14 protein-coding genes are annotated in these 20,454 nt (G+C 67.3%); 3 read left to right on the forward strand and 11 right to left on the reverse strand.

Annotated elements, in window-relative coordinates; translation table 11 throughout:
* Window positions 1–6: 6 nt before the first annotated feature.
* Window positions 7–1,329, reverse strand: coding sequence for a sialidase family protein (locus IT472_RS07345; RefSeq protein ID WP_297180430.1), 1,323 nt, complete (start codon window positions 1,327–1,329; stop codon window positions 7–9).
* A 94-nt stretch (window positions 1,330–1,423) separates the two neighbouring features.
* Window positions 1,424–3,313: a tRNA uridine-5-carboxymethylaminomethyl(34) synthesis enzyme MnmG gene (gene mnmG / locus IT472_RS07350; protein WP_297180432.1), complete on the reverse strand. Its 1,890-nt coding sequence runs from the start codon at window positions 3,311–3,313 to the stop codon at window positions 1,424–1,426.
* A gap of 513 nt (window positions 3,314–3,826) precedes the next feature.
* Between mnmG and IT472_RS07355 the strand changes: the two genes are divergently transcribed.
* Window positions 3,827–4,795 (forward strand): pyridoxal-phosphate dependent enzyme, encoded by a 969-nt coding sequence (locus IT472_RS07355; protein ID WP_297180434.1) that lies wholly within the window; start codon window positions 3,827–3,829, stop codon window positions 4,793–4,795.
* A gap of 28 nt (window positions 4,796–4,823) precedes the next feature.
* On the opposite strand, the gene IT472_RS07360 is transcribed toward IT472_RS07355, so the two are convergent.
* A complete protein-coding gene (locus IT472_RS07360) occupies window positions 4,824–7,184 on the reverse strand; it encodes a S9 family peptidase (protein WP_297180436.1) in 2,361 nt (786 codons plus the stop codon).
* A gap of 206 nt (window positions 7,185–7,390) precedes the next feature.
* On the opposite strand from IT472_RS07360, the gene IT472_RS07365 reads away from it, so the two are divergent.
* The gene (locus tag IT472_RS07365) at window positions 7,391–7,660 is read left to right on the forward strand and encodes a YcgL domain-containing protein (RefSeq protein ID WP_297180438.1); all 270 of its coding nucleotides are present in this window, start codon (window positions 7,391–7,393) and stop codon (window positions 7,658–7,660) included.
* Entirely contained in the window at window positions 7,653–11,051 is a 3,399-nt protein-coding gene (locus tag IT472_RS07370) for an ankyrin repeat domain-containing protein (protein ID WP_297180440.1), read from the forward strand. The genes IT472_RS07365 and IT472_RS07370 overlap by 8 nt, the downstream gene beginning before the upstream one ends.
* A gap of 5 nt (window positions 11,052–11,056) precedes the next feature.
* On the opposite strand, the gene IT472_RS07375 is transcribed toward IT472_RS07370, so the two are convergent.
* The 8 genes from IT472_RS07375 to dprA form a co-directional block, all read right to left on the reverse strand.
* The gene (locus tag IT472_RS07375) at window positions 11,057–12,844 is read right to left on the reverse strand and encodes a monovalent cation:proton antiporter-2 (CPA2) family protein (protein ID WP_297180441.1); all 1,788 of its coding nucleotides are present in this window, start codon (window positions 12,842–12,844) and stop codon (window positions 11,057–11,059) included.
* A gap of 31 nt (window positions 12,845–12,875) precedes the next feature.
* Window positions 12,876–13,571, reverse strand: a complete 696-nt coding sequence (locus tag IT472_RS07380; protein ID WP_297180442.1) for a DUF4124 domain-containing protein — start codon at window positions 13,569–13,571, stop codon at window positions 12,876–12,878.
* Between the two features lie 87 nt (window positions 13,572–13,658).
* Window positions 13,659–14,207: a Sua5/YciO/YrdC/YwlC family protein gene (locus tag IT472_RS07385; protein WP_297180443.1), complete on the reverse strand. Its 549-nt coding sequence runs from the start codon at window positions 14,205–14,207 to the stop codon at window positions 13,659–13,661.
* A gap of 2 nt (window positions 14,208–14,209) precedes the next feature.
* Complete coding sequence (locus IT472_RS07390) at window positions 14,210–16,777, reverse strand: DNA topoisomerase I (protein ID WP_297180444.1); 2,568 nt, start codon at window positions 16,775–16,777, stop codon at window positions 14,210–14,212.
* A gap of 140 nt (window positions 16,778–16,917) precedes the next feature.
* A complete protein-coding gene (locus IT472_RS07395) occupies window positions 16,918–17,751 on the reverse strand; it encodes an RDD family protein (protein WP_297180445.1) in 834 nt (277 codons plus the stop codon).
* Window positions 17,752–17,912: 161 nt separating this feature from the next.
* Complete coding sequence (locus tag IT472_RS07400) at window positions 17,913–18,677, reverse strand: GYF domain-containing protein (RefSeq protein ID WP_297180446.1); 765 nt, start codon at window positions 18,675–18,677, stop codon at window positions 17,913–17,915.
* A 12-nt stretch (window positions 18,678–18,689) separates the two neighbouring features.
* Window positions 18,690–19,181: a DUF494 domain-containing protein gene (locus IT472_RS07405; protein ID WP_297180447.1), complete on the reverse strand. Its 492-nt coding sequence runs from the start codon at window positions 19,179–19,181 to the stop codon at window positions 18,690–18,692.
* 62 nt (window positions 19,182–19,243) lie between these two features.
* Window positions 19,244–20,380 (reverse strand): DNA-processing protein DprA, encoded by a 1,137-nt coding sequence (dprA, locus tag IT472_RS07410; RefSeq protein ID WP_297180448.1) that lies wholly within the window; start codon window positions 20,378–20,380, stop codon window positions 19,244–19,246.
* Window positions 20,381–20,454: the final 74 nt, after the last annotated feature.

The following is a 20,454-nucleotide window of genomic DNA, read 5'->3' on the forward strand; positions in this document are numbered from 1 at the left end:
CGTGGCTCACCGCGTGATCCGCGCACCCTTCAGGTGGGCCACGCCGCTTACGCTGTCGGTCCACACCAGCCAGGCCATGCCGTCGCCGGCCAGCAGCTTCAGGTAGCCGCTGGCCATCCCGCGTGCGCCCAGTCGGGCCACTTCGATGGTTTGCAGCCGGCGCTGCAGATCCGGGCTGTAGCGCGCCACCATCAGCGTCTGCCCCGGCGCGTTCTCGCGCAGCCACGCCACCCACACCTGCTGGCCGTCGAAGGCGACCGCGGCGCGGCCCAGCACCGGCTCGCCCGCGTCCAGCTCCACCGGCGCCGAGAAGCTGTCGCCGGCGTCCGTGCTGCGCGCCAGCTGCAGCAGCGGCTTGCCGTCGCGCTCGCTGTACCAAACCACGATCGCGGTGTTGCCTTGCGCGGCCAGCGCCGGGCCGGCCACCGGGCAGGCGTCGATCTTCCAGTCGTCCGCATGGACGATTTTCGGCGCGCTCCAGGCGCCGTTCTCGAACCGCAGCGTGGCGATGTCGCGGACGTTCTCCGCGTTGCGCGCGCGGTAGGCGAGCAGCGGGCCCCGGGCGGTCGCTGCGACCGTCACCTGGCAGCAGTCGCAGCTGTGCGGGTCGAGCACGACATCGGCGCCGCGCTGCAAGTTCAAGTCGAAGCCGTTGACCCGCAGTTGGGTACTTTTGCCTGCGTCCCCGCCGTCGTGGCCCATGCCGGCCATCGCGTGCGTGGCAGACGCGTCGGCTGCTGCCGCAGGTGCGGACTCCGGCTGCGTCTCCGTCGCATCCGCTGGCGCACGCCCATCCAGCCAGGCGATGCCGAGGCTGTCATCGCCGGTTGGCCACAGCGCCGCGAAGCCGTGCTCGGCCGGTGCGCCATCGTCATTGACCCGGGTCATCTGCGCCCAGGTCATGCCGCCATCACGCGAGCGCGCCAACACCACGTCGGCATCGTGCTTGGCGCCGTTGGGACGCGACTGCAGCCATTGCGCCCACAGCGCGCCGTCGCGGGTGGCCAGCAGGTGCGGCGTGTTCGCCGCGCTGGCAGACAGCGAATTGCCGATGGCAATCGTGCGCGGCTGGCTCTGCCAACCATCGGCTTCGGTATACGAAGAAAACTGAAGGACGTTGCGCCGGCCTTCGCGACGGTTGATCCAACTCAGCAGGATCCGTCCGTCCGGCGTACGCACCAGATCCGGCGCCATCGAACCGGCCTCGGCCGGCAACGGCCACACCTGCGCGGTGAATTTTCCATTGGCTGGCTTGGCCGGTGGCTTGTTGCCGCAGGCGGCCAACGACAGCGCGGCGACAGCCAGCACGGTGGCGATACGGATGTTCATGGGCGTACCTGCAGGACGGATGCCGACATTGTCGCGCGGATGCCAAGTCTGCGGCAATCCAAATGCGAATCAATCTCTTTTCGAGTCCTGCGGTTTACGCAGCGCGCTCCCTGCGCGCGCGCTCCAGGTGCACCAGCAGCAGCGAGACCGCCGCCGGGGTGACGCCGGGGATGCGCTGCGCCTGTCCCACGGTTTGCGGACGCACGCGCTCGAACTTCTGCTGCACCTCGGCCGACAGCCCGCGCACCTGCGCGTAGTCGAAATCACCGGGGATCGCGGTGTCTTCGTTGCGCTGCTGGCGGGCGATTTCCTCGCGCTGGCGGTTCAGGTAGCCGGCGTATTTGGTTTCGATCTCGATCTGCTCGATCACTTTGGCATCGTCCACGCCGGGGCCGAGCGCGGGGATTTGCATCAAACCGGCGTAGTCGATCTCGGGCCGCCGCAGCAGGTCCAGCGCGCTGTTTTCGCGCGTCAGTTCCACGCCCAACTGGCGCGCGATGGCCTGGCCCAGCGCGTTGTTCGGTGCGGCCCAGATGGCGGACAGGCGTGCGGTCTCGGCCCCCACCGCTTCGTGTTTGCGGCTGAAGGCCCGCCATCGCGCATCGTCCACCAAGCCAAGTTCACGCCCGAGCGGCGTCAGCCGCGCATCGGCATTGTCCTCGCGCAGCTGCAGCCGATATTCGGCGCGGCTGGTGAACATCCGGTACGGCTCGCTGGTGCCGTGGGTGATCAGGTCATCGACCAAGACGCCCAGATACGCCTGATCACGACGCAAGGTGCAGGCGTCCTGTTCACGCACGAAACGCGCCGCGTTCACGCCGGCCAGCAGGCCCTGTGCGGCGGCCTCCTCGTAGCCGGTGGTGCCATTGATCTGGCCGGCGAAAAACAGCCCGGCCACCGCCTTGGTTTCCAGCGACGCTTTCAAACCGCGCGGGTCGAAGAAGTCGTATTCGATGGCATAGCCGGGGCGGGTGATGTGCGCGTTTTCGAAGCCCTCGATACTGCGCACCAGCGCCAGCTGCACGTCGAAAGGCAGCGAGCTTGAAATGCCGTTGGGGTAGATCTCGGTGACGTGCAGGCCTTCCGGCTCGACGAAGATCTGGTGTGCGGTTTTCTCCGCGAAGCGCACCACCTTGTCCTCGATCGACGGGCAGTAGCGCGGGCCGATGCCTTCGATCTGCCCCGAATACAGCGGGCTGCGGTGCAAGGACGCACGGATGATTTCGTGGGTGCGTTCGTTGGTGTGGGCGATCCAGCAGTTCACCTGCGCCGGCTGGTCGGCGTGGCTGCCGAGAAACGAGAACACCGGCCGTGGATCGTCGCCGGACTGCACGTCCATTTTCGAATAATCCAGGCTGCGCCCATCGATGCGCGGCGGGGTGCCGGTCTTCAGCCGATCGACCACGAAGCGGCCTTCGCGCAGTTTGTGCGCGAGCGTGGTGGACGGTGGTTCGCCCATGCGCCCTGCGGCGTATTGGGTCTGCCCGATGTGGATCTTGCCGGCGAGGAAGGTGCCGGCGGTGAGCACCACCGCCGGCGCGTGAAAGCGCAGGCCGGTGTTGGTGATCGCGCCACGCACGGCGCCCTGTTCGATCAGCAGGTCATCGACTGCGGCCTGGAAGACGGTCAGGCCGGCCTGGGCTTCGACCGCGCGGCGGATGAAGGCGCGGTACAGGCTGCGGTCGGCCTGGCAGCGGGTGGCGCGCACCGCCGGGCCTTTCGATGCATTGAGGGTGCGCCACTGGATGCCGGCGGCGTCGGCGGCCTTGGCCATGATCCCGCCCAGCGCATCGATTTCCTTGACCAGGTGGCCCTTGCCGATGCCACCGATGGCTGGGTTGCAGCTCATCGCGCCCACGGTTTCGATGGAATGGGTGAGCAGCAGGGTGCGCGCACCGCTGCGCGCGGAGGCGAGCGCGGCTTCGGTGCCGGCGTGGCCGCCGCCGATGACGATCACGTCATGGCTGTGGAAATCGTTGTTCATCGCATCGCCCTGCCGACCGCGTCGGCCATTTCGTGCGCCCGATCCCGACGCCGGTGTGGCCTTGGTCACGTTTCAAACACTGTCTTGGATCGGATGGGATTTTCGCACGTTGCTTGGCACGCTTCCTGCGAAATCTCCGATAGCGCTCGACGTGGCACGCCCGTACTCCCCGGGCGATGGTCGGACTGAACAGGGGCCGATCCTGCGCACATCGAGAAAGCCCGAGGGCCGGTTGTCGGGGGACAGCCGGCCCTCTTTTTCGTCTGCGAATGGTCCGCGACCGAAAGTGCCGGTGCCTGCAGGACATGCGGAACAGGGGGGATCCGGGAAGTCCCGCCAGGCACCGGCGGGTTTAGATTACCCCGTTCCGACGCGATGTGACGCCGTTTGTCAGGTTTTCGACAAGCTGCGGTTCAGACTGTGACGGCGTTCCGATTTTACCCGGATGCAGCATGGGAGGCCCCCCTCCTCATCCGTGCTGTTGCCGTGCAGACGCCGCGCTAGCATTTGCCGATGACAGACTCCGACCACACGCTCGCCCCCGAGTCCGTGCTCGACGCCGCGGCACGGATCGCGCCGCATGCAACGGTGACGCCGGTCCTGCAGGCGCGTTCGATCGATGCCGACGCGGGCGCCGCGCTGCACTTCAAGGCCGAACACCTGCAGCGGGTCGGTGCCTTCAAGTTTCGCGGCGCTTGCAACGCGGTGTTCTCGCTCTCCGACCACGACGCTGCACGCGGGGTGGTGACACATTCCTCCGGCAACCACGGCGCGGCACTGGCACTGGCGGCGCGGTTGCGCGGAATTCCCTGCCACGTGGTGGCGCCGGATGGCGCGGTGCCAGCCAAGCTCGCCTCGATCCAGCGCTACGGCGCGACCCTGCATCACTGCGCGGCGACGATTGCCGCCCGCGAAGCCGCCTGCGCCAAGCTGCACGACGACACCGGCGGCACGGTCATCCATCCCTACACCCATCCCTGGGTGATCGCAGGACAAGGCACCGCCGCGCTGGAACTCTTGAGCGCCCGGCCCGAACTGGATGCCTTGGTGGTGCCGCTGGGCGGAGGTGGTCTGGCTGCGGGTACTGCGCTTGCGATCCAGACGCTGCAGCGCGACTGCGCGCTTTATCTGGCCGAACCCGTCGGTGCCGCGGATGGCGCACGTTCATTCGCTGGCGGCATGCTCGACCACGATTTCGTGCCCGACACCGTCTGCGATGGCCTGCGCGGCAGCTTGGGCGCCATCAACTTCGGCCTGCTGCGCACCACCGGTGCGCGGGTGCTGACGGTGGACGATGCCGACACCCTGGCCACGCAGCAGATGATCCTTGCGCGCATGAAGCAAGTGGTCGAACCCTCCTCCGCGATCGCACTCGCGGCCGTGCTCGGCAACCGCGCCCTGTTCACAGACCGACGCGTCGGCATCGTGCTGACCGGCGGCAATGTCGACCTGGCCGCATTGGCGGGCCCGCTGCGGGCGTGATGCGCGGCTCGGGCGCGCCGGCGTCGGCTCAATGCTTAAGGTTCGCCTCGAACAATGCATGGATCCGGCGGTACTCATCAAGCCAACTATCCGGATGCACGAAGCCGTGGCGTTCCATCGGATACGGCGCAATCGACCAATGGTCCTTGTGCAGTTCGATCAGGCGCTGGGTGAGCAGGATCGAGTCGCGGAAGAACACGTTGTCGTCGATCATGCCGTGCGCGATCAGCAGGTGGTCCTGCAGGCCGGCGGCGAATTCGATCGGCGAGGACCGCCGGTAGGCTTCCGGATCGAGCTCGGGGTCGTTGAGGATGTTCGCCGTGTAGCCGTGGTTGTACTGCATCCAGTCGCTGACCGGGCGCAGCGCGGCACCGGCCTTGAACACACCCGGCGCCTGGAACAGCGCGGTCAGGGTCATGAAGCCGCCGTAGCTGCCACCGTAGATGCCGGCGCGATCACGGTCGCCCTGATGGTTCGCCACCAGCCAGTCGAGGCCGTCGCGGTAATCCTCCAGCTCGGGCTTGCCCATCCAGCGGTAGATCGCGGTGCGCCAGTCGCGGCCGTAGCCTTGGCTGGCGCGGTAGTCGAGGTCGAGGACGATGTAGCCCTCATCGACCAGCAGGTTGTGGAACATCTGTTCGCGGAAATAATCGGGCCAGTGCATGTCGGCGTTCTGCAGGTAGCCGGCACCGTGCACGAACATCACGATCGGATACTTGCGGCCAGGTTCGGGATTTGCCGGCCCGTAGTACTTGCCCCAGATCACGCCGGCGCCGTGCCTGCTCGGCACCTGCACGTACTGCGGCTGGATCCAGCGATGCGCCTTGAACTCGGCACTGCGCGTATCGGTGAGTTGGCGCGACGGCCCGCCCTGCGCCGACACCACTGACAGCTGCGGCGGCAGGTAGGCCGCCGAATGCCGCACCAGCAAGGCATCACCCTTGGGTGACAACGAAAAGTCCTCGACCCCATCCAGTGCGGTCAGCTCGCGGACGGTACCGCCCGTGGCCGGCGCATCGCAGACCTCATAGTCGATCGGCGCAGCGCGATTGCACAGGAAATAGAACCGCGTGCCATCGCGCGACACCGTCACCTGCGAGGTCTCCCAACGGCCATCGGTGATCTGGCTGCGCTGGTTGCCGCGCAGCGTGTACAGGTGCGAGAACCCGCTTTCCTCGCTCAGGTACCACAGTGTCGCGTTGTCCGGCAGCCAGCCGAAATCATTGAAGCTCCAGTTGATCCACGCGGCGTCGTGCAGGCGATGCCGTGGCTGCAGGCTTGCATTGGCCAGATCCACCGTGGCCAGCCAACGGTCCTTGTTGTCGACCGCGCGCAGCATCACCGCCACGCTGCGGCCATCTTCGCTCCATTGCGGCGCAGAGACGTCATCACCACCGACCCGCAATGGTCGATTGCCCTTCAGTGGGTCCTTGCCGGCGGCCTTGCGCAATGCCGCCAGTGGGTCGTCCTTGATGCCGGGCAAGCCGTCGAAGGTCAGCTCGCGCACCGTGCCGGTGGCCACCTCGGCCAGCCACAACCGCTGCGGCGAGGGATCGTTGCGGCCAACCAGGCTGCGTGCGTCCTCGAATTCACCGTAACCGGATTCGGTGACGGGCACCGGCATCTTCTCCGTGCGCCCGTCATCGGCGCCCTTGGCGGTGGTCACCACCAGCAGCCAGCGCGCATCGGGGGACAGCGCCGAATCGACGATCACCACATCCTTGCCGAGATGGATCGGCGCCGGCGGGCGGGTGGGATCGGCGCGGCGCCAAGCGTCGGTCTGATCGCGCATGGCCTCGCGCCTAGCCTTGTCATCGGCCAGGGTCGACAGCAGTCGAAGTTGGTGGTCACGCAAGTGATCGGTCGGCGGTTTGGCACCCGGCGCCTCGTCGGCACGCGGCTGTGCGGCGGTCGCAACCACGCCGCCATCCCAGCGGTACCAATCCGCACCGACCCGCCAGATCAGCCCGCCCTGGCGGTTCCATTGCAGGCGTTCGGCGGCCTGGTTGTCGCGGGTGAGCTGGCGCAACGCGCCGCTGTGCAGGTCGCGCACGAACACATTGCCGTTGCGGATGAAGGCGCCGCGCGCGCCATCCGCCTCGATCACCATGGCGGTATCCATGTCCACGCGGCCGGAATCGTCCACCAGCGCTGGTGCGCCACCTGCGGCGCCGACCTGCCAGATGTCACGGATGTTCGCGCCCTTGCGCTTGAGCATGTAATAGGCCGATGTGCCATCCCAGCGCCACCATGCGGCGTCGACCGACGGGCCGATCCAGTCGGGATCGGCCATCGCCTGTTCGAGCGTCACCCTCGGCGTCGCCGGATCGGCGGCATGCGCGACGGGCAGGGTGGCGATCAGGGCAAGGGCAAACGCGGCAAATCGCATCGGTCGCTCCGGTACATCGGGAATCGAGCAGGTTAGCAGCCGGCCACCGCGCCGCCCGTGCCGTTGGTCCCGGCTGCCATGCCTCGTCCGACCGTCGAACATTCCGCCTCCGCCGCGCCGTGTTCAGCGCCGGCAATACCCATGGCGCGCGCTTTCCCGCACAATTCCGCATTGCGGCTGCACCGACAGCCCTCCACCGGATCGCGATGCTGGCCCACGTCTACAAGAGTCTGCGCAAACCCGATACCTATGTGTATCTGGCCGACCGCGATGATTTCGCACGGCTTCCCGAACCTGTGCGTACCCAGATGGGCACGCTGCAGTTCGTGCTGGAAGTGGAACTGACGCCGGAGCGCACGCTGGCGAGCGCCAACCCCGAGGTGGTGCGCAGCAACCTGGCCGGGCGCGGCTTCCATATCCAGTTCCCGCCCACCGTGGCCGATCCGATGAGCGACGACTGGGGCACCGATGCCTGAGCGTTCGACCGCCATCGGCAGCGCACTGCTGGTGCTGGCTCTGGCCTTGGTCGGCGCCGGCTGGTTCGATCCGCGCGCAGCGGCAGGCGTGGCCTGGCTGGCCCAGATCCCGGCCGGGCTGGGCGTGGCCCTGCTGCGGCGAACCCGTGGCCGTGATGCGCTAGGCGCAGATGCGGGCCGACTCGCCCTGCTCTGGGGTGGTGGCTTCCTGCTCACCGGCGTGTTGTTGGCGTGGCCGCTGTGGCAATTGACGTCCACGCCGTCCTTGCCCGCCACGCTCGCGTTGAGCGGATTGGCGGGCGCGGTGCTGGTGCTGCTGTGGGTCAGCTGGCCGCAATGGCTGCTGCTGGAGCGCCGCGGCGGCAGCGCCGCCAGCCGTCACCGCGAGCAGCGGTTGCAGGAACGCGCCGCCTGGAGCGGCCTGCTGCACGTGGCATTGCCGGCGTTCCTGCTGCTGGCAGGCGGACTGCTGCTGGCCTGGCCCGGCCTGCTCGAGGGTCCGGCCCGTGCGGGCGGAAGCGCGTTCTACGCGGTGCTGGTTCCGCTGCTGCATTTTGCCCTTCAATCGGCGCCCAAGGCTGCCTTGCCGGTGGAACCGGCACTGTCCGGGCTGCCGATCGTGGACCTGCCCCCGCCACCGGCGAAGGTTGCCACGACCCGCGCACCCACAGCGTCGCCAGAACCGGAGCCCGTGCCTGTCGGAGGCGTATCGAGCCCGGGTCCAGAAACGGTCCCGGAACCGGAACCTGTACCCGCGCCGACGGCAGACGCAGCGCCCGCGGTCGATGGAACAGCCTTGACCCGGGAGTTGTATGCCGCCGCCCAACAGGGACGGGTCGAGCGCGCTCTGGCGTTGCTGGAAGCCGGTGCCGATCCACTGGGATTGCCGGATCCTGACGCCCGCGACCGCCGCAGCCTGGCGGTGCTGGCCGCCGTCCTGCCCGACCTGCGCCTGCTGCGTGCCCTGATCGCCTGCGGTGTGGACGTAAACGCCATGCAGAGCGGCCTCAACCCGTTGCTCGCCGCCACCCGCGACAGTTGGCATGGCCGTCCGGAAGCGGTGATGACCCTGCTGACCAATGGCGCCGACGTGCACCTGGCCGACACCGACGGCAATACCCCCCTGCACCACGCCGTGCGCAGTTCCGATCCAGGGGTTGCCGCCCTGCTGCGCGACGCCGGCGCCGACATCAATGCACTGAACGGCGACGGGATCTCGCCGTTGGGCAGCGCCTGCGCCAGCGGCAATTGGCGGTTGGCCAAGTTCCTGTTGGAACGCGGCGCCAAGCCTGAACCACAGGATGGTCAACCCGCCCTGCTGTCGGCCGCCGGCTGTGAAGACGACGACCCAATCGGCGTGCAACTCCTGCTGCGCAGCAGGGCACGCGTCAATGCGACCGACGGCAACGCCCGGACCGCACTCCATGAAGCCGCCACTGCCGGCCACCTGGCCATCTGCCGGGCGCTGCTGGACGCCGGCGCCGATCCCCATGCCCAGGATGCGGCTGGCCGCACGCCGCTGCTCGAAGCCGCACGCGCCGGTGCCACCGGGGTGCTGGACATGCTGCTTGCGGCAGGTGCCGAAGCGGCCGTGGTGGATGCCTCCGGCGCAGGCGCACTGCACCACGCCTGCCACGCGGAAGTGGCCTCGTCCGACCTTGTGCAGCGCCTGCTAGCACTCGGCCTGGACCCACGCCAACCCGATGCCGACGGCCGCAGCGCCCTGGACATCGCCCAAGGCGCAGGTCGCTGGCGCCTTGCGTCCATCCTCGAGCCCCAGCCCGCCCTGCCTGCGGCGCCGCAGACAGCTCCCACGGCCAGGCCAGAGCCCGAACTGCCGCCGCTGGAACTGCTGCGCGATGCCTTGTTGGAGGACGCGCCAGTTTCGACCCTGGAGCCACTTGCCGCGCGGCTGGCACCGGGCGACACCACCTTGTTGTTGGCAGAACCCGAGCTCACGCTGCGGCCGCGCATCCTCGGCTGGCTGCTGCGCCACGGAGCACGCCTGAACACCCAGGAAACGCTGGTCCCTTCGGCGCTGGCCCGGGGCGAGGCCGGGATCGAAACCCTGGGGCTGCTGTTCGCTCACGGCGGATCACCGGCCGGTGCCGGCGGGTTGGCCCATTTCCTGTCGGCCTGCCGCGCCCCGAGTCCCAGCGAGCGCGGCGAACGTTTCGCCATCGAACTCCTGGAGCGCGGCGCGGATCCGTTCGGGGTCAGTGCCAACGGCAGTGCCCCTCTGCTGCTGTCGATCCAGTTGGGTTGGCTGCAGCTGGCGCGACGGCTGCTCGCGCTGGGCGTCAACCCTGACCGCAGCGACGCCCGTGGCCACGGCCCATTGCACGCAGCTGCCACCCGCGGCGACCTGGCGGCAGCCAAACTGCTGATCGCCACCGGCGCCTCCCCGGACCGCCGCGCCGGCGACGGACAAACACCCCTCGGGATTGCCCTCGCCAGCGGTCGCAGCGACCTTGCTTCCTGGCTGGATTGGCACGGCTGGCGCTTGCCACGCCGCGCCTTGGCCGCCACTGACCTGCCAGCCGCCGCCATCGCCGGCGATCAGGACGCAGTCGAGCGCCTCCTGGATTTGGGCTTCCCGATCGACGCTACCGATGCGCAAGGCTGCACCGCCCTTTTGCGCGCAGCAGGTGACGGCCACGCGCCGCTGGTCGAATTCCTGCTCGACCGCGGCGCCAATCCGCGCATCGCCGCACGCACCGGGGCCACCCCGTTGTCCGCGGCGGTCAGTCGCCGCCACCTCGCCATCGTCGAACGCCTGTTGCGCGCCGACTGCAATCTGGAGCAGCGCTTGCCCGGCGACGTGACGGTGTTGATGCTGGGCGCCGCACTGGGCCTGCCCGAAGTGGTGGCGCGATTGCTGCATGCCGGCGCTGACCTGCGGGCAGCCGATGCGCAAGGCCTGACCGCACTGCACTGCGCGGCACTGTACGGATTCACCGAGCGCGACCGCAGCCGCCTGCTGGCCCTGCTGGATAGCCTGCTGCTGGCCGGCGCCGACGCCAACCGGGCAGCCCTGGATGGCACCACGCCACTGCTGTTGCTGCTGGGTGCGCGTGCAGAACCCGGGACCCCGAGCAGCGAGGACGTGCTGCTGGCCGGCATGGAGCGCCTGCTCGACGAAGATGCCAGCCTCGACGTCCGCGACCCGCGCGGCTACGGGCCGCTGCACTTGGCCGGCTTGCACGGACTGGTCCGGGTCGCACGCGCGCTGCTGCGCGCCGGCGCCGACCCCGACCAGCGCGACGCCCTCAATCGCAGTCCGCGCGAATTGGCCCTGCTGCGCGGTTATGTCGAAGTGGCCGCTGAGCTCGCGCCCTCGACGCGTCCAGAACCGCGTGATGTCCCGATGGCGCGTTTCCTGCGCGACTGATTCGGTCAGCCGCTGCCCTGTGGGTGGGTGGACGCGGCCGCCTCCTCAAACAGCCCATCCAGCTCGCGTCGGGCGTCGCGCGTGGCCTGCAACAGCGCATCTTCGTCGTCCTGCAACAGGCGCTGCTGTTCGAGCAGGGCCTCGTCCCAGTAACGGAACCGTTGCACCCGATCCGCGGCCTGGACGCGATCCATCCCCAGTGCCATCAGTACCTCGCGCCCCATTTCCAAGCTGCTTCCGTAGGTTTCGCGCAGCGCCTCGGCGCCCAGGTCCACCAGTTGCCAGGCGTGCTGGCGGTTGCGCGCCCGCGCAAACACCCGCGCCTGTGGATAGTGCTTGCGCACCAGTCGCACCATCCGCAGGCTTGCCTCGACACCATTGATGGCCACCACGAACACCCGGATTCGTTCCGCCCCCGCCGAGCGCAGTATCGCCATCCGCGTGGGATCGCCGTAATAGATCTGGTCACTGCTCAGGCTGCGCGACAGGTTGACCTGCTCGATGTCAGGATCGATCGCGATGAAAGGTATGCCCTGTGCACGCAGCAGGCGCGCCACGATCTGGCCAAAACGACCGAACCCCGCCACCAGCACCTGTGGATGACGGTCGGTCGGGATCGCATCGAACGGGCGTGGCTGCGGTCGGCTTGCAGGAAACAGTCGGGAGGCGAACATCAGCAGCAGAGGCGTCACCGCCATCGACAGGCCCACGATCGCGGTGAGGCGATCGCGGGTGGCGCCATCCAGCAGCCGAGCCTTGCTCGCTTCGGCAAACACCACGAACGCGAACTCGCCGCCCAGTGCCAGCACCCCGGCCAGCAGGAAGGCACTGCGCGGGTGCAACCGGCCCGGACGCAATCCAATCCCGAACAGGAGGATCGTCTTGACCGCCAACAGGGTCGCCACGCCAGCAGCGATCAGCCAGGGTTCGGCCAGGATTCGCAACACGTTGATGCCCATGCCCACGGCCATGAAGAACAGGCCCAGCAGCAGGCCCTCGAACGGCTTGATCTGCGCCTCAAGTTCATGCCGATACTCGGATTCAGCCAGCAGCACGCCGGCGAGGAACGCGCCCAAACCCGCGCTCAACCCGGCCTTCTGCATCAGCCATGCACTGCCAAGCACCACCAGCAAGGCCGCCCCGGTGAACACCTCGGGCAAGTCGGTGCGGGCGATCGCCCGAAACAGGTGACGCAGCAGGTAGCGACCACCCACCACCAGCGCGGCAATCGCCGCCACCGCATGCATTGCTTCCACCCAACCCAGGCCCGCGCTCTTGGCCTTGCCCAGCAGCGGGATGGCAGCCAGCAGCGGGATCGCGGCCAGGTCCTGGAACAGCAGGATCGCAAATGCCAGCCGGCCGTGTTCGCTGGCCAGCTCCTTGCGTTCGGCCAGCAGCTGCAAACCGACCGCGGTGGACGACAGCGCCAGTCCAAGTCCCACCACCAGTGCCGTCTTCCATCCCTGCCCGGCCATCAGTGCCAGCCCACCCAGCGCAGCGCCACACAGCAGCACCTGCAGGCCACCGACCACGAAGATCGGCCGCCGCATCAGGGTCAGCCGTGGCAAAGACAATTCCAGCCCGATCACGAACAGCAGCATCACCACACCGATTTCGCTGGCAGCCAGCACCCGGTCGGGATCGCGCACCACCGCCAGCGCGTGCGGGCCCAGCAGGACGCCGGTGGTGAGATAGGCAAGGATGGCGCCCAGGCCGAAGCGCTTGAACAGCGGCACCGCCAGCACGGCGGCCAAAAGGAAGACCAGCGCAAGTTCCAAGCCACCGCTATCCATCGTAATCCAGCATCAGGCGTTGGCTGGAAGCTTACGGCACCGGTGCCGGCGGCGTTGTCGCCGATGGATTGGCCGGTGGTTCCGGCGAGCAGCGGCTGGCGCGGATTTTTGCCGCGATGTCCGCGCGTGCGGCTTCGCGTTCCCGCCGATCGCCGTGATTGGCATAACGCAGCTTGAAATCCGCCTCATCCAGGCGCCGGGTCCACGCGGAGCACAGTTGGTCTTCCGGGATTGCAGCGCAGGTGTCTTGGCGCATCTCGCAGGCCTGGCCTGCCCCCATCGCATTGCTGCCATCGATCCCGGTCACCTGCAACGGCGCACAACGCGGATCCGGGCTCGCGGTTTCGCCGTAGTACGTGTTGCCATCCCAAGTCGTGCACTGGAACAGCGCGGGCGGAAGCGGCAGCGCGGCAGCTTCCGGCGAAGGCCTGCGCGCCATGTTGGGTCCGGCCACCAGCACGAACTCGCCATAGGCCGGTGCAGCGGGTTCGGGCGTGGGCTCGGGTGCTCGACGCGCGGGCACCGGCACGGTCGGCGCTGAACCCACGCGGCGGATTTCCTGCTTCATGCCGGCGGCACAGGGCGTGCCGTTCTGAACGGTGACATTGCCACTGGCGTCGGTGCACTTGTAGAAGACGGTTTCCTGGGCCACGGCACCCGATGCGCCCAGCAAGCCGACGCAGGCCAGCAAGAACAGCCAAGCGAGATGGAATCCGTGCGCACGCATGGCCCTATCTTGCGGCGTGCGCCGCCGCGAAGGAACCCTGCCCGGGCCGCGTGTTCACCACCCAGTCAAACCACCGCTGCGCTGTCATCAACGCAACAGGGCACCACTGCGGGCGTCACGGATCGTGCTGGGCTGTGCGCGTCCGAGGGTTTCGCCGGGACTGATGGCGTCGACGCCGGCCACGATGCGCGGATCCAGTGCATCACGGCTGCAGGGCGAGGGCGCATTGGCGATGTTGGCGCTGGTGGACACCAGGGCCCCACCGAAGCCGACACACAACGCGATGACCTGCGGGTGCGCGGTCACCCGCACCGCGATGCCGTCGTGGCTGCCGGTGATCCAACGCGGTGCCGTGCTCGATGCCGGCACGATCCAGGTATTCGCTCCCGGCCAACTGGCACGCACCGCCTCACGTGTCGCGGCATCCAGCGGTGACATGTCGATGAACTCGGCCAACTGTGCTTCGTTCGACGCGATCAGGATCAAGCCCTTGTCGACATCACGCTGCTTGAGCGCCAGCAGGCGCATCACCGCCGCCTCGTCACGCGGATCACAGCCCAGGCCCCACACGCCCTCGGTCGGGTAGGCGATCAGGCCGCCCTTGCGGAGCGCGGCGAGCGAAGCGTCGATGTCCATCCTCAGAACGGCGCGTCCTCGCGCGGCGGTTTCTTCACCACGCGCTTCTTGCCCGGCTCCACCTTGGCCGCGGTCAGCATGGGCTTGGCCGGCTCGATGTCCGCCGAGTACGGACGCGCGGAGGATTTCCTGGCCGCCGCTTTCTTGGCCGGTTTTTTGGCCGTCGCTTTTTTCGTCGTTGCTTTCTTCGCCGCAGTCTTCTTCGCCGGCTTGTCGGTTGCTGGCTTCTTCGCCGCGGCTTTCTTCGCCACCGCCTTCTTCGCGCCAAAGCCCTTGCGCGCCGGCTTGCCGGTGTCGGCCAGCAGCTGGAGCGTTTCCTCCAGCGACAACGAAGCCGGCTCGCGATCCTTCGGGATCCTGCCGTTGAGCTTGCCATCGCTGATGTACGGGCCGAAGCGACCGTTCAATACTTGCACCTCGTGCCCCGGCCATTCCTTGATGACGCGGTTGCGCGCGATCTCTTCCTTTTCCTCGATCAGGAAGATCGCGCGGGCGAGGTCGATGGTGTACGGATCGTCGTCCTTCTTCAGCGAGGCATAGGTGCTGCCGCGCTTGGCGAACGGGCCAAACCGACCGATGCCCACGCTCACTTCGTGGCCATGGCCATCGACGCCGAGCTTGCGCGGCATCTCGAACAGTTTCAGCGCCTCGACCAAACTGAGGTTGTAGATGCTCTGGCCCGGCCGCAGCGACGCAAAACGCGGCTTTTCCTCGTCCTCGACGGTGCCGATCTGCACCAGCGGGCCGAACCGGCCGATCCGCGCGCTGACCAGGCGGCCGCTGGCCGGATCGCTGCCGAGCACGCGCACGCTGCCGGCATCGGCCTTGTCCAGCGTGGTCTTCTTGTCGTCGACCAATTGCTTGAACGGGCCCCAGAACTTCTCCATCAACGGGACCCATTCCTCCTCGCCACGACTGACCGCATCCAGCTCGTCCTCGAGCTTGGCAGTGAAGTCGTAATCGACGTACTTGGAAAAATGGCTGGACAGGAACTTGCCCACCGCGCGACCGATGTCGGTGGGCTTGAAGGCACGGCCTTCGAGCAGGGCGTATTGCTTGCCGGTCAGGGTCTGGATGATCGCCGCATAGGTGGAGGGCCGGCCGATGCCGTACTCCTCCAGCGCCTTCACCAGTGACGCTTCGGTGTAGCGCGGTGGCGGCTGGGTGAAGTGCTGGTCGGCGTGGATGCGGTCCAGTGGCACCCGGTCGCCCAGCTTCATCAAAGGCAACTTGCGGCCCTCGTCCTCATCATCCTTGCCCTTGCTGTCCTTGCCTTCCTCATAGACGGCGAGGAACCCCGGATCCACCACGGTGGTGCCGCTGGCGCGGAAGCCGTGTTCACCGCCCGCAGCCAAGTCGACGGTGACGGTGTTGAGCGTGGCCGGGATCATCTGGCAGGCCAGCGCACGCTTCCAGATCAACTCGTAGAGCTTGCGTTCGTCGTCGGAAAGAAAGCGCACCACTTGCGCCGGGGTGCGCAGCGCCGAGGTCGGGCGCACCGCTTCGTGCGCTTCCTGCGCGTTCTTCGACTTGGTCTGGTAGAAATTCGGGCGGTCCGGCAAGGCATGGGTGCCGTAGTCGCGCGCGATCACATCACGGATCTCGGATAGGGCTTCCTGCGACAGATGCACCGAGTCGGTACGCATGTAGGAGATCAGGCCGACTGCGCCTTCATCGCCCAGCGCAATGCCTTCGTACAGCTTCTGCGCCACCTGCATGGTCTTGCGGGTGGTGAAGCCGAGCTTGCGCGCGGCTTCCTGCTGCAGGGTGGAGGTGGTGAACGGCGGCGCCGGCCGGCGCTTGCGCTCCTTGCTGGCGACATCGGTCACCTGCAGGAAACCCTGCGACGCGGACTGGATGCGCTGGCGGGCAGCCTGCGCAGTCTCGCCATCGGTGATGGTGAACTGCTCGAACTTGTGACCGTCCAGCTTCACCAGCTTGGCGGTGAAGGCTTGCGACGGATGCGCGCACTCGGCCTCGATGGTCCAGTATTCGCGGGCGATGAAGGCTTCGATCTCCTCCTCGCGTTCGACGATCATCCGCAGCGCCGGTGATTGCACGCGGCCGGCCGACAGCCCGGCCTTGATCTTGCGCCACAGTACCGGCGACAGGTTGAAGCCGACCAGATAATCCAGCGCACGCCGCGCCTGCTGCGCATCGACCAGGTCGGAGGCGATGTCACGCGGGTGTTCGATCGCGGCGCGGATCGCACGCGGGGTGATTTCGGTGAACACCACCCGCTGCAGCGAGCGACCTTCGAGCAGTCCGCGTTCCTTCAGGATTTCGGCGATATGCCAGCTGATCGCCTCGCCTTCGCGGTCCGGGTCGGTGGCCAGATAGACGTGGTCGGCCGCACGCGCCGCCCTAGCAATGGCATCGACATGGCGCTCGTTCTTCTCGATGGTTTCGTAGCGCATGGCGAAGCCGCGCTCGGGATCGACCGCGCCCTCCTTCGGCACCAGGTCGCGCACATGGCCGTAGCTGGCGAGGACGGAGAAGTCCTTGCCGAGGTATTTGTTGATCGTCTTGGCCTTGGCAGGCGATTCGACGATGAGCAGGTTCTTGGCCATGGCAACGCGGATTCCAAAGGGACGCGACAGACACCCGCGGCCCATGCCGTAGATGCCAACGCCCGAGGCTGGATGCCCCGGGCGCTTTTTATAGTGGAATCACGGATACGGGGGCCGTGTCAAGCGCCGCGCAATCGGAGTCAGCGGGTCGCCATCGCCGGGATCAAGATTGCCGCGAGAATGGCGGTCATGAACAGGGCCGCCATCAGCCCCACCACGACCAGGATCAGGATGGTGACCGCGCCAAGTTCTCGTCGCTGCATGTCCGGGTGTTGGGTGAACGCCCATTTGTCGACCACCAAGGTGTCGCACAGCATGTCGTGCAGGGCGCGCTTGCGCTCGGTGAAACCGGCCATGAAGAACCCGATCATGAGCAGGAGCGTGCTGACGAACAGCGCGAAATAGCGACCCACGCCGCGCAGGAAACTGATCCGTTCGCCGTTGCTGCGCACCACCTTGATGCCGACCGCCATTTTGCCGAGGGTGGCCATCGACGACGACGAATGGAATCCCGCGAAGTAGGCGGCGCCGATCAGCATGCCAATGAGGTTGCCGATCAGCTGCACGGCGATGAGCTTGCCTTCGTTTCCCGCCATGTTTCCGGAGCCCAGCAGGCCCGCCCCGAACGCAGCGCCGATGATGGCCCCGATGATGCCGCTGACCATGCCGGCAATGACCGAATCGAGGGCGTAGGCAGCAGTCCGTTTCCAGAAGCCCGCGTACACCACCTCGCCACCAGCCACCACCGCGGCATCGGCCAGCACTTCGGCCGTGGGCGGCGCATACGGCGACGCCGTTTCCTGCAAGCCCAGCACGTCAGCAAATCCCCCCAATGCCTGCCACTCTGTCAGGTCCGGGCGCCAGACCAGGGAGTGCAGTCCGATGGCCCCGCTGCGAAACAGGCGCACCAGTTCGGCGTCATCGACGGGGCCCTGCTGTTGGCGAGCGGGGTCGACATAGTGCCATTGCGACATGGGCGAATCTCGAATAGGGAGGGTCGACTCAGGGTAACGCGGATTCTCCCGGTCTTCCCGCAGTCAGCAACAAGGCGACGTTGGTTTGCAGCCGTCATCCCCGCGCAAGCGGGAATGACAGGCATGCGCGACTTGCCCCGTGTTGCTTCAAGCCACCAGGATCAATGACTACGGCAGGTCACCGGGAGCAGCGAATCCTTGATTTCCGAGCTGCAGCGCCAGTCATCGCCGGCATGTTCCAGCCACAGAAACTTGCCATCAATGTCGTCGCCACGCAGCTTGACCTCCATGCCACAGTTACCGTCCTCGAATTGCCCGAATTTGATCGCCGCGATGTTCGTGCCGGCATAGTCTTCGGCCGGCTTGAATCCCTCGCTGGAGTTGTCCGGGCAACTGCCGTTGTGCTGCTGGAATTCGGCGATGGCCGTTTTGTGGGCCATGGCAGACGTCAGCGCACTCGTGATCTCCGTCCGGTGCTGGAAATCCTTGTAGGCGGGAATCGCGATTGCGGCGAGCAGGCCGCCCAAGACCACGCAGAGGCCCAAGGCCACGATCACCGCAATTGCGCAGCCGGACATGCCGGTGCGCGGCGGCGGAACCGACATGACAGGCACATGGACGGGGCTGGACACCTTTGGTGCAACCGCTTCAGCGGGTACTTCCGGGGGGCGCACATGCACTTCGGTCGCGGATGGCGGTTCCTCGACCGTGACGGCAGCGGCCGGTGCAGCCGCCGCCTCACGCAGGCCAAGTTCGTCGAAAAGGCGACGCAGGGGCAGCCAATTGTCCAAGCCCTCGCGCCAGACCAGGGTCTCGCGCGTGATCACGCCTCGCTCGAACAATTCCACCAGTTGCCCTCCCGCAACCGGGCCGACTTGCTGGTTGTCTTGGCTCGCGTAATACCAGTCCGTCACGGCTCCTCCCATGCGGGCACAGCGTCAGTGCACCGGCTCCGGTGCGTCCAAGAACATCTGGGTTTCCATCCAGGCATAGGCGGCTTCACTGCCGGGCTGATTGAACAGCACCAAGAGCACCACCCACTTGAGATCATCCAAGTCCACGGTTTCCTGATCCAGCGCCAGCGCACGATCCAGAACCAGTTCCCGCTGGTCCGCGTCGAGCATGCCCTGCTGTTCAAGATACAGGAGGAATCCGCGTGCCTCGACGTCCAGTTTTTCCAGTTCGCTGGCGTGGAACACGCGCGTCGGGCCGCGCTGGCCCGGCTGGCTCGAAACCGGACGCTGTCGCGCCAGCACGTCCAGCCAATCGAAGGTGTTGCGGATATCCATCGGCGAAAACCCGGCGTACTGCAGTTCCGCCACCAGCGGCTCGCTCCGCGTTGGCGCTGCCAGGTCGAACGTCGGGCCGTCCTCGGCTCCCAGATGGTGCTCGAAGAGATATAACAGGACATCGAGGATGCTTTCTTTCATGTCAGTCCTTCGCACCCATACACCGCCTCCCCACGCCGACGCGCCACCTTTGCACGGGCCGATCATGCCCTCGGCGGAACTCTGCGCCGACTGAAGCGGCCATGCTCGACTGCCACCTGCCCGTCAAGCTCCAACGCCAGCAGCATGGACGACACCCGGGCCGACGTCAATCCGGTCCGCAGCACCAGTTCATCCATACACGTTGGGTCATATCCCATGGCCTCCCACAAGATGTTGTAGTCAGGTTGCTCCGCCCAGTGCGGCGGACAGGCACAGTCCGAGGGCTCGGCTTGCAACGTCCTGCGCTGGATATCGGCCAGGTTCGCGATCTGAGTGGCGAGGGTGTCCAGGATCTCCCCAGGGCTTTCCACCAGCGCCGCTCCTTCGCGGATCAGACGGTGGCAACCTCGCGCCATCGGGTTATGGATCGAGCCGGGGACCACGAACACCTCGCGTCCGGCTTCGGCTGCCATGCGGGCGGTAATCAGGGCGCCGGAGCGCTGCGCGGCCTCCACCACCAGGGTCGCCAGGCTCAGGCCGGCGAGGATCCGGTTGCGCCCCGGGAAATGCGGACGCAAGGGCGGTGTCCCCGGCGGATGCTCGGACACCAGCGCCCCCGCAGCGGCGATGTCTGCCATCAGCGTCCGGTTGGCGCGCGGATAGGCAATGTCGGGACCGGTGCCCAAGACTGCAACCGTCGCACCGCCGGCGTCCAATGTCGCCCTGTGCGCGCTGGCGTCGATCCCGGCCGCCAATCCGCTGGCGACGCACAGCCCGGCATGCGCCAGCGCGGCTGCAAACGCGCCGGCATTGGCACGGCCACCGGCGGTGGCCATGCGGCTGCCCACGACCGCGATCGAAGGCCGCCAAAGCATGGCCGGCTCCCCGGACACGAACAGCGCCACCGGCGGTGATTGGATGTCCCGAAGCGAAAGTGGGTAGTCGGCATCACGCCATCCGATCAAGGCATGGGCATCGGCCGCCAACCAGCGCCGACTCCGCGCCAGCAGGTCCCGGTCGGGTTGTCGGATTGCAGCGCAGGCAGCCGACTCCAGTCCGTGCGTACGCCAAGACTCGGCGCCGGCCGCGACTGCCGCGCCTGCACTTCCGTGGGTGTCCAGCAGGCGCCGCAGGGCGCCCGCACCGGCGCCACTGTGCAGCAGCCGCAGCAAGGGTTCCTGATCGGCGGTTTCGGGCATGCGCACAGCCTGCCCCGGACACGACAGCGGCGCCCTCGGGCGCCGCTGCAAAACCGCATCGGATTTTTCCTCGC

Source organism: Thermomonas sp. (genome assembly GCF_020850895.1).
In the GTDB taxonomy this organism is placed as follows: domain Bacteria; phylum Pseudomonadota; class Gammaproteobacteria; order Xanthomonadales; family Xanthomonadaceae; genus Thermomonas.

Bases quoted from the DNA above. Each gene is read 5' to 3' on its own strand.
- IT472_RS07345 (WP_297180430.1), bottom strand. From the start codon at position 1,329: ATGAACATCCGTATCGCCACCGTGCTGGCTGTCGCCGCGCTGTCGTTG.
- mnmG (WP_297180432.1), bottom strand. From the start codon at position 3,313: ATGAACAACGATTTCCACAGCCATGACGTGATCGTCATCGGCGGCGGC.
- IT472_RS07355 (WP_297180434.1), top strand. From the start codon at position 3,827: ATGACAGACTCCGACCACACGCTCGCCCCCGAGTCCGTGCTCGACGCC.
- IT472_RS07360 (WP_297180436.1), bottom strand. From the start codon at position 7,184: ATGCGATTTGCCGCGTTTGCCCTTGCCCTGATCGCCACCCTGCCCGTC.
- IT472_RS07365 (WP_297180438.1), top strand. From the start codon at position 7,391: ATGCTGGCCCACGTCTACAAGAGTCTGCGCAAACCCGATACCTATGTG.
- IT472_RS07370 (WP_297180440.1), top strand. From the start codon at position 7,653: ATGCCTGAGCGTTCGACCGCCATCGGCAGCGCACTGCTGGTGCTGGCT.
- IT472_RS07375 (WP_297180441.1), bottom strand. From the start codon at position 12,844: ATGGATAGCGGTGGCTTGGAACTTGCGCTGGTCTTCCTTTTGGCCGCC.
- IT472_RS07380 (WP_297180442.1), bottom strand. From the start codon at position 13,571: ATGCGTGCGCACGGATTCCATCTCGCTTGGCTGTTCTTGCTGGCCTGC.
- IT472_RS07385 (WP_297180443.1), bottom strand. From the start codon at position 14,207: ATGGACATCGACGCTTCGCTCGCCGCGCTCCGCAAGGGCGGCCTGATC.
- IT472_RS07390 (WP_297180444.1), bottom strand. From the start codon at position 16,777: ATGGCCAAGAACCTGCTCATCGTCGAATCGCCTGCCAAGGCCAAGACG.
- IT472_RS07395 (WP_297180445.1), bottom strand. From the start codon at position 17,751: ATGTCGCAATGGCACTATGTCGACCCCGCTCGCCAACAGCAGGGCCCC.
- IT472_RS07400 (WP_297180446.1), bottom strand. From the start codon at position 18,677: ATGGGAGGAGCCGTGACGGACTGGTATTACGCGAGCCAAGACAACCAG.
- IT472_RS07405 (WP_297180447.1), bottom strand. From the start codon at position 19,181: ATGAAAGAAAGCATCCTCGATGTCCTGTTATATCTCTTCGAGCACCAT.
- dprA (WP_297180448.1), bottom strand. From the start codon at position 20,380: ATGCCCGAAACCGCCGATCAGGAACCCTTGCTGCGGCTGCTGCACAGT.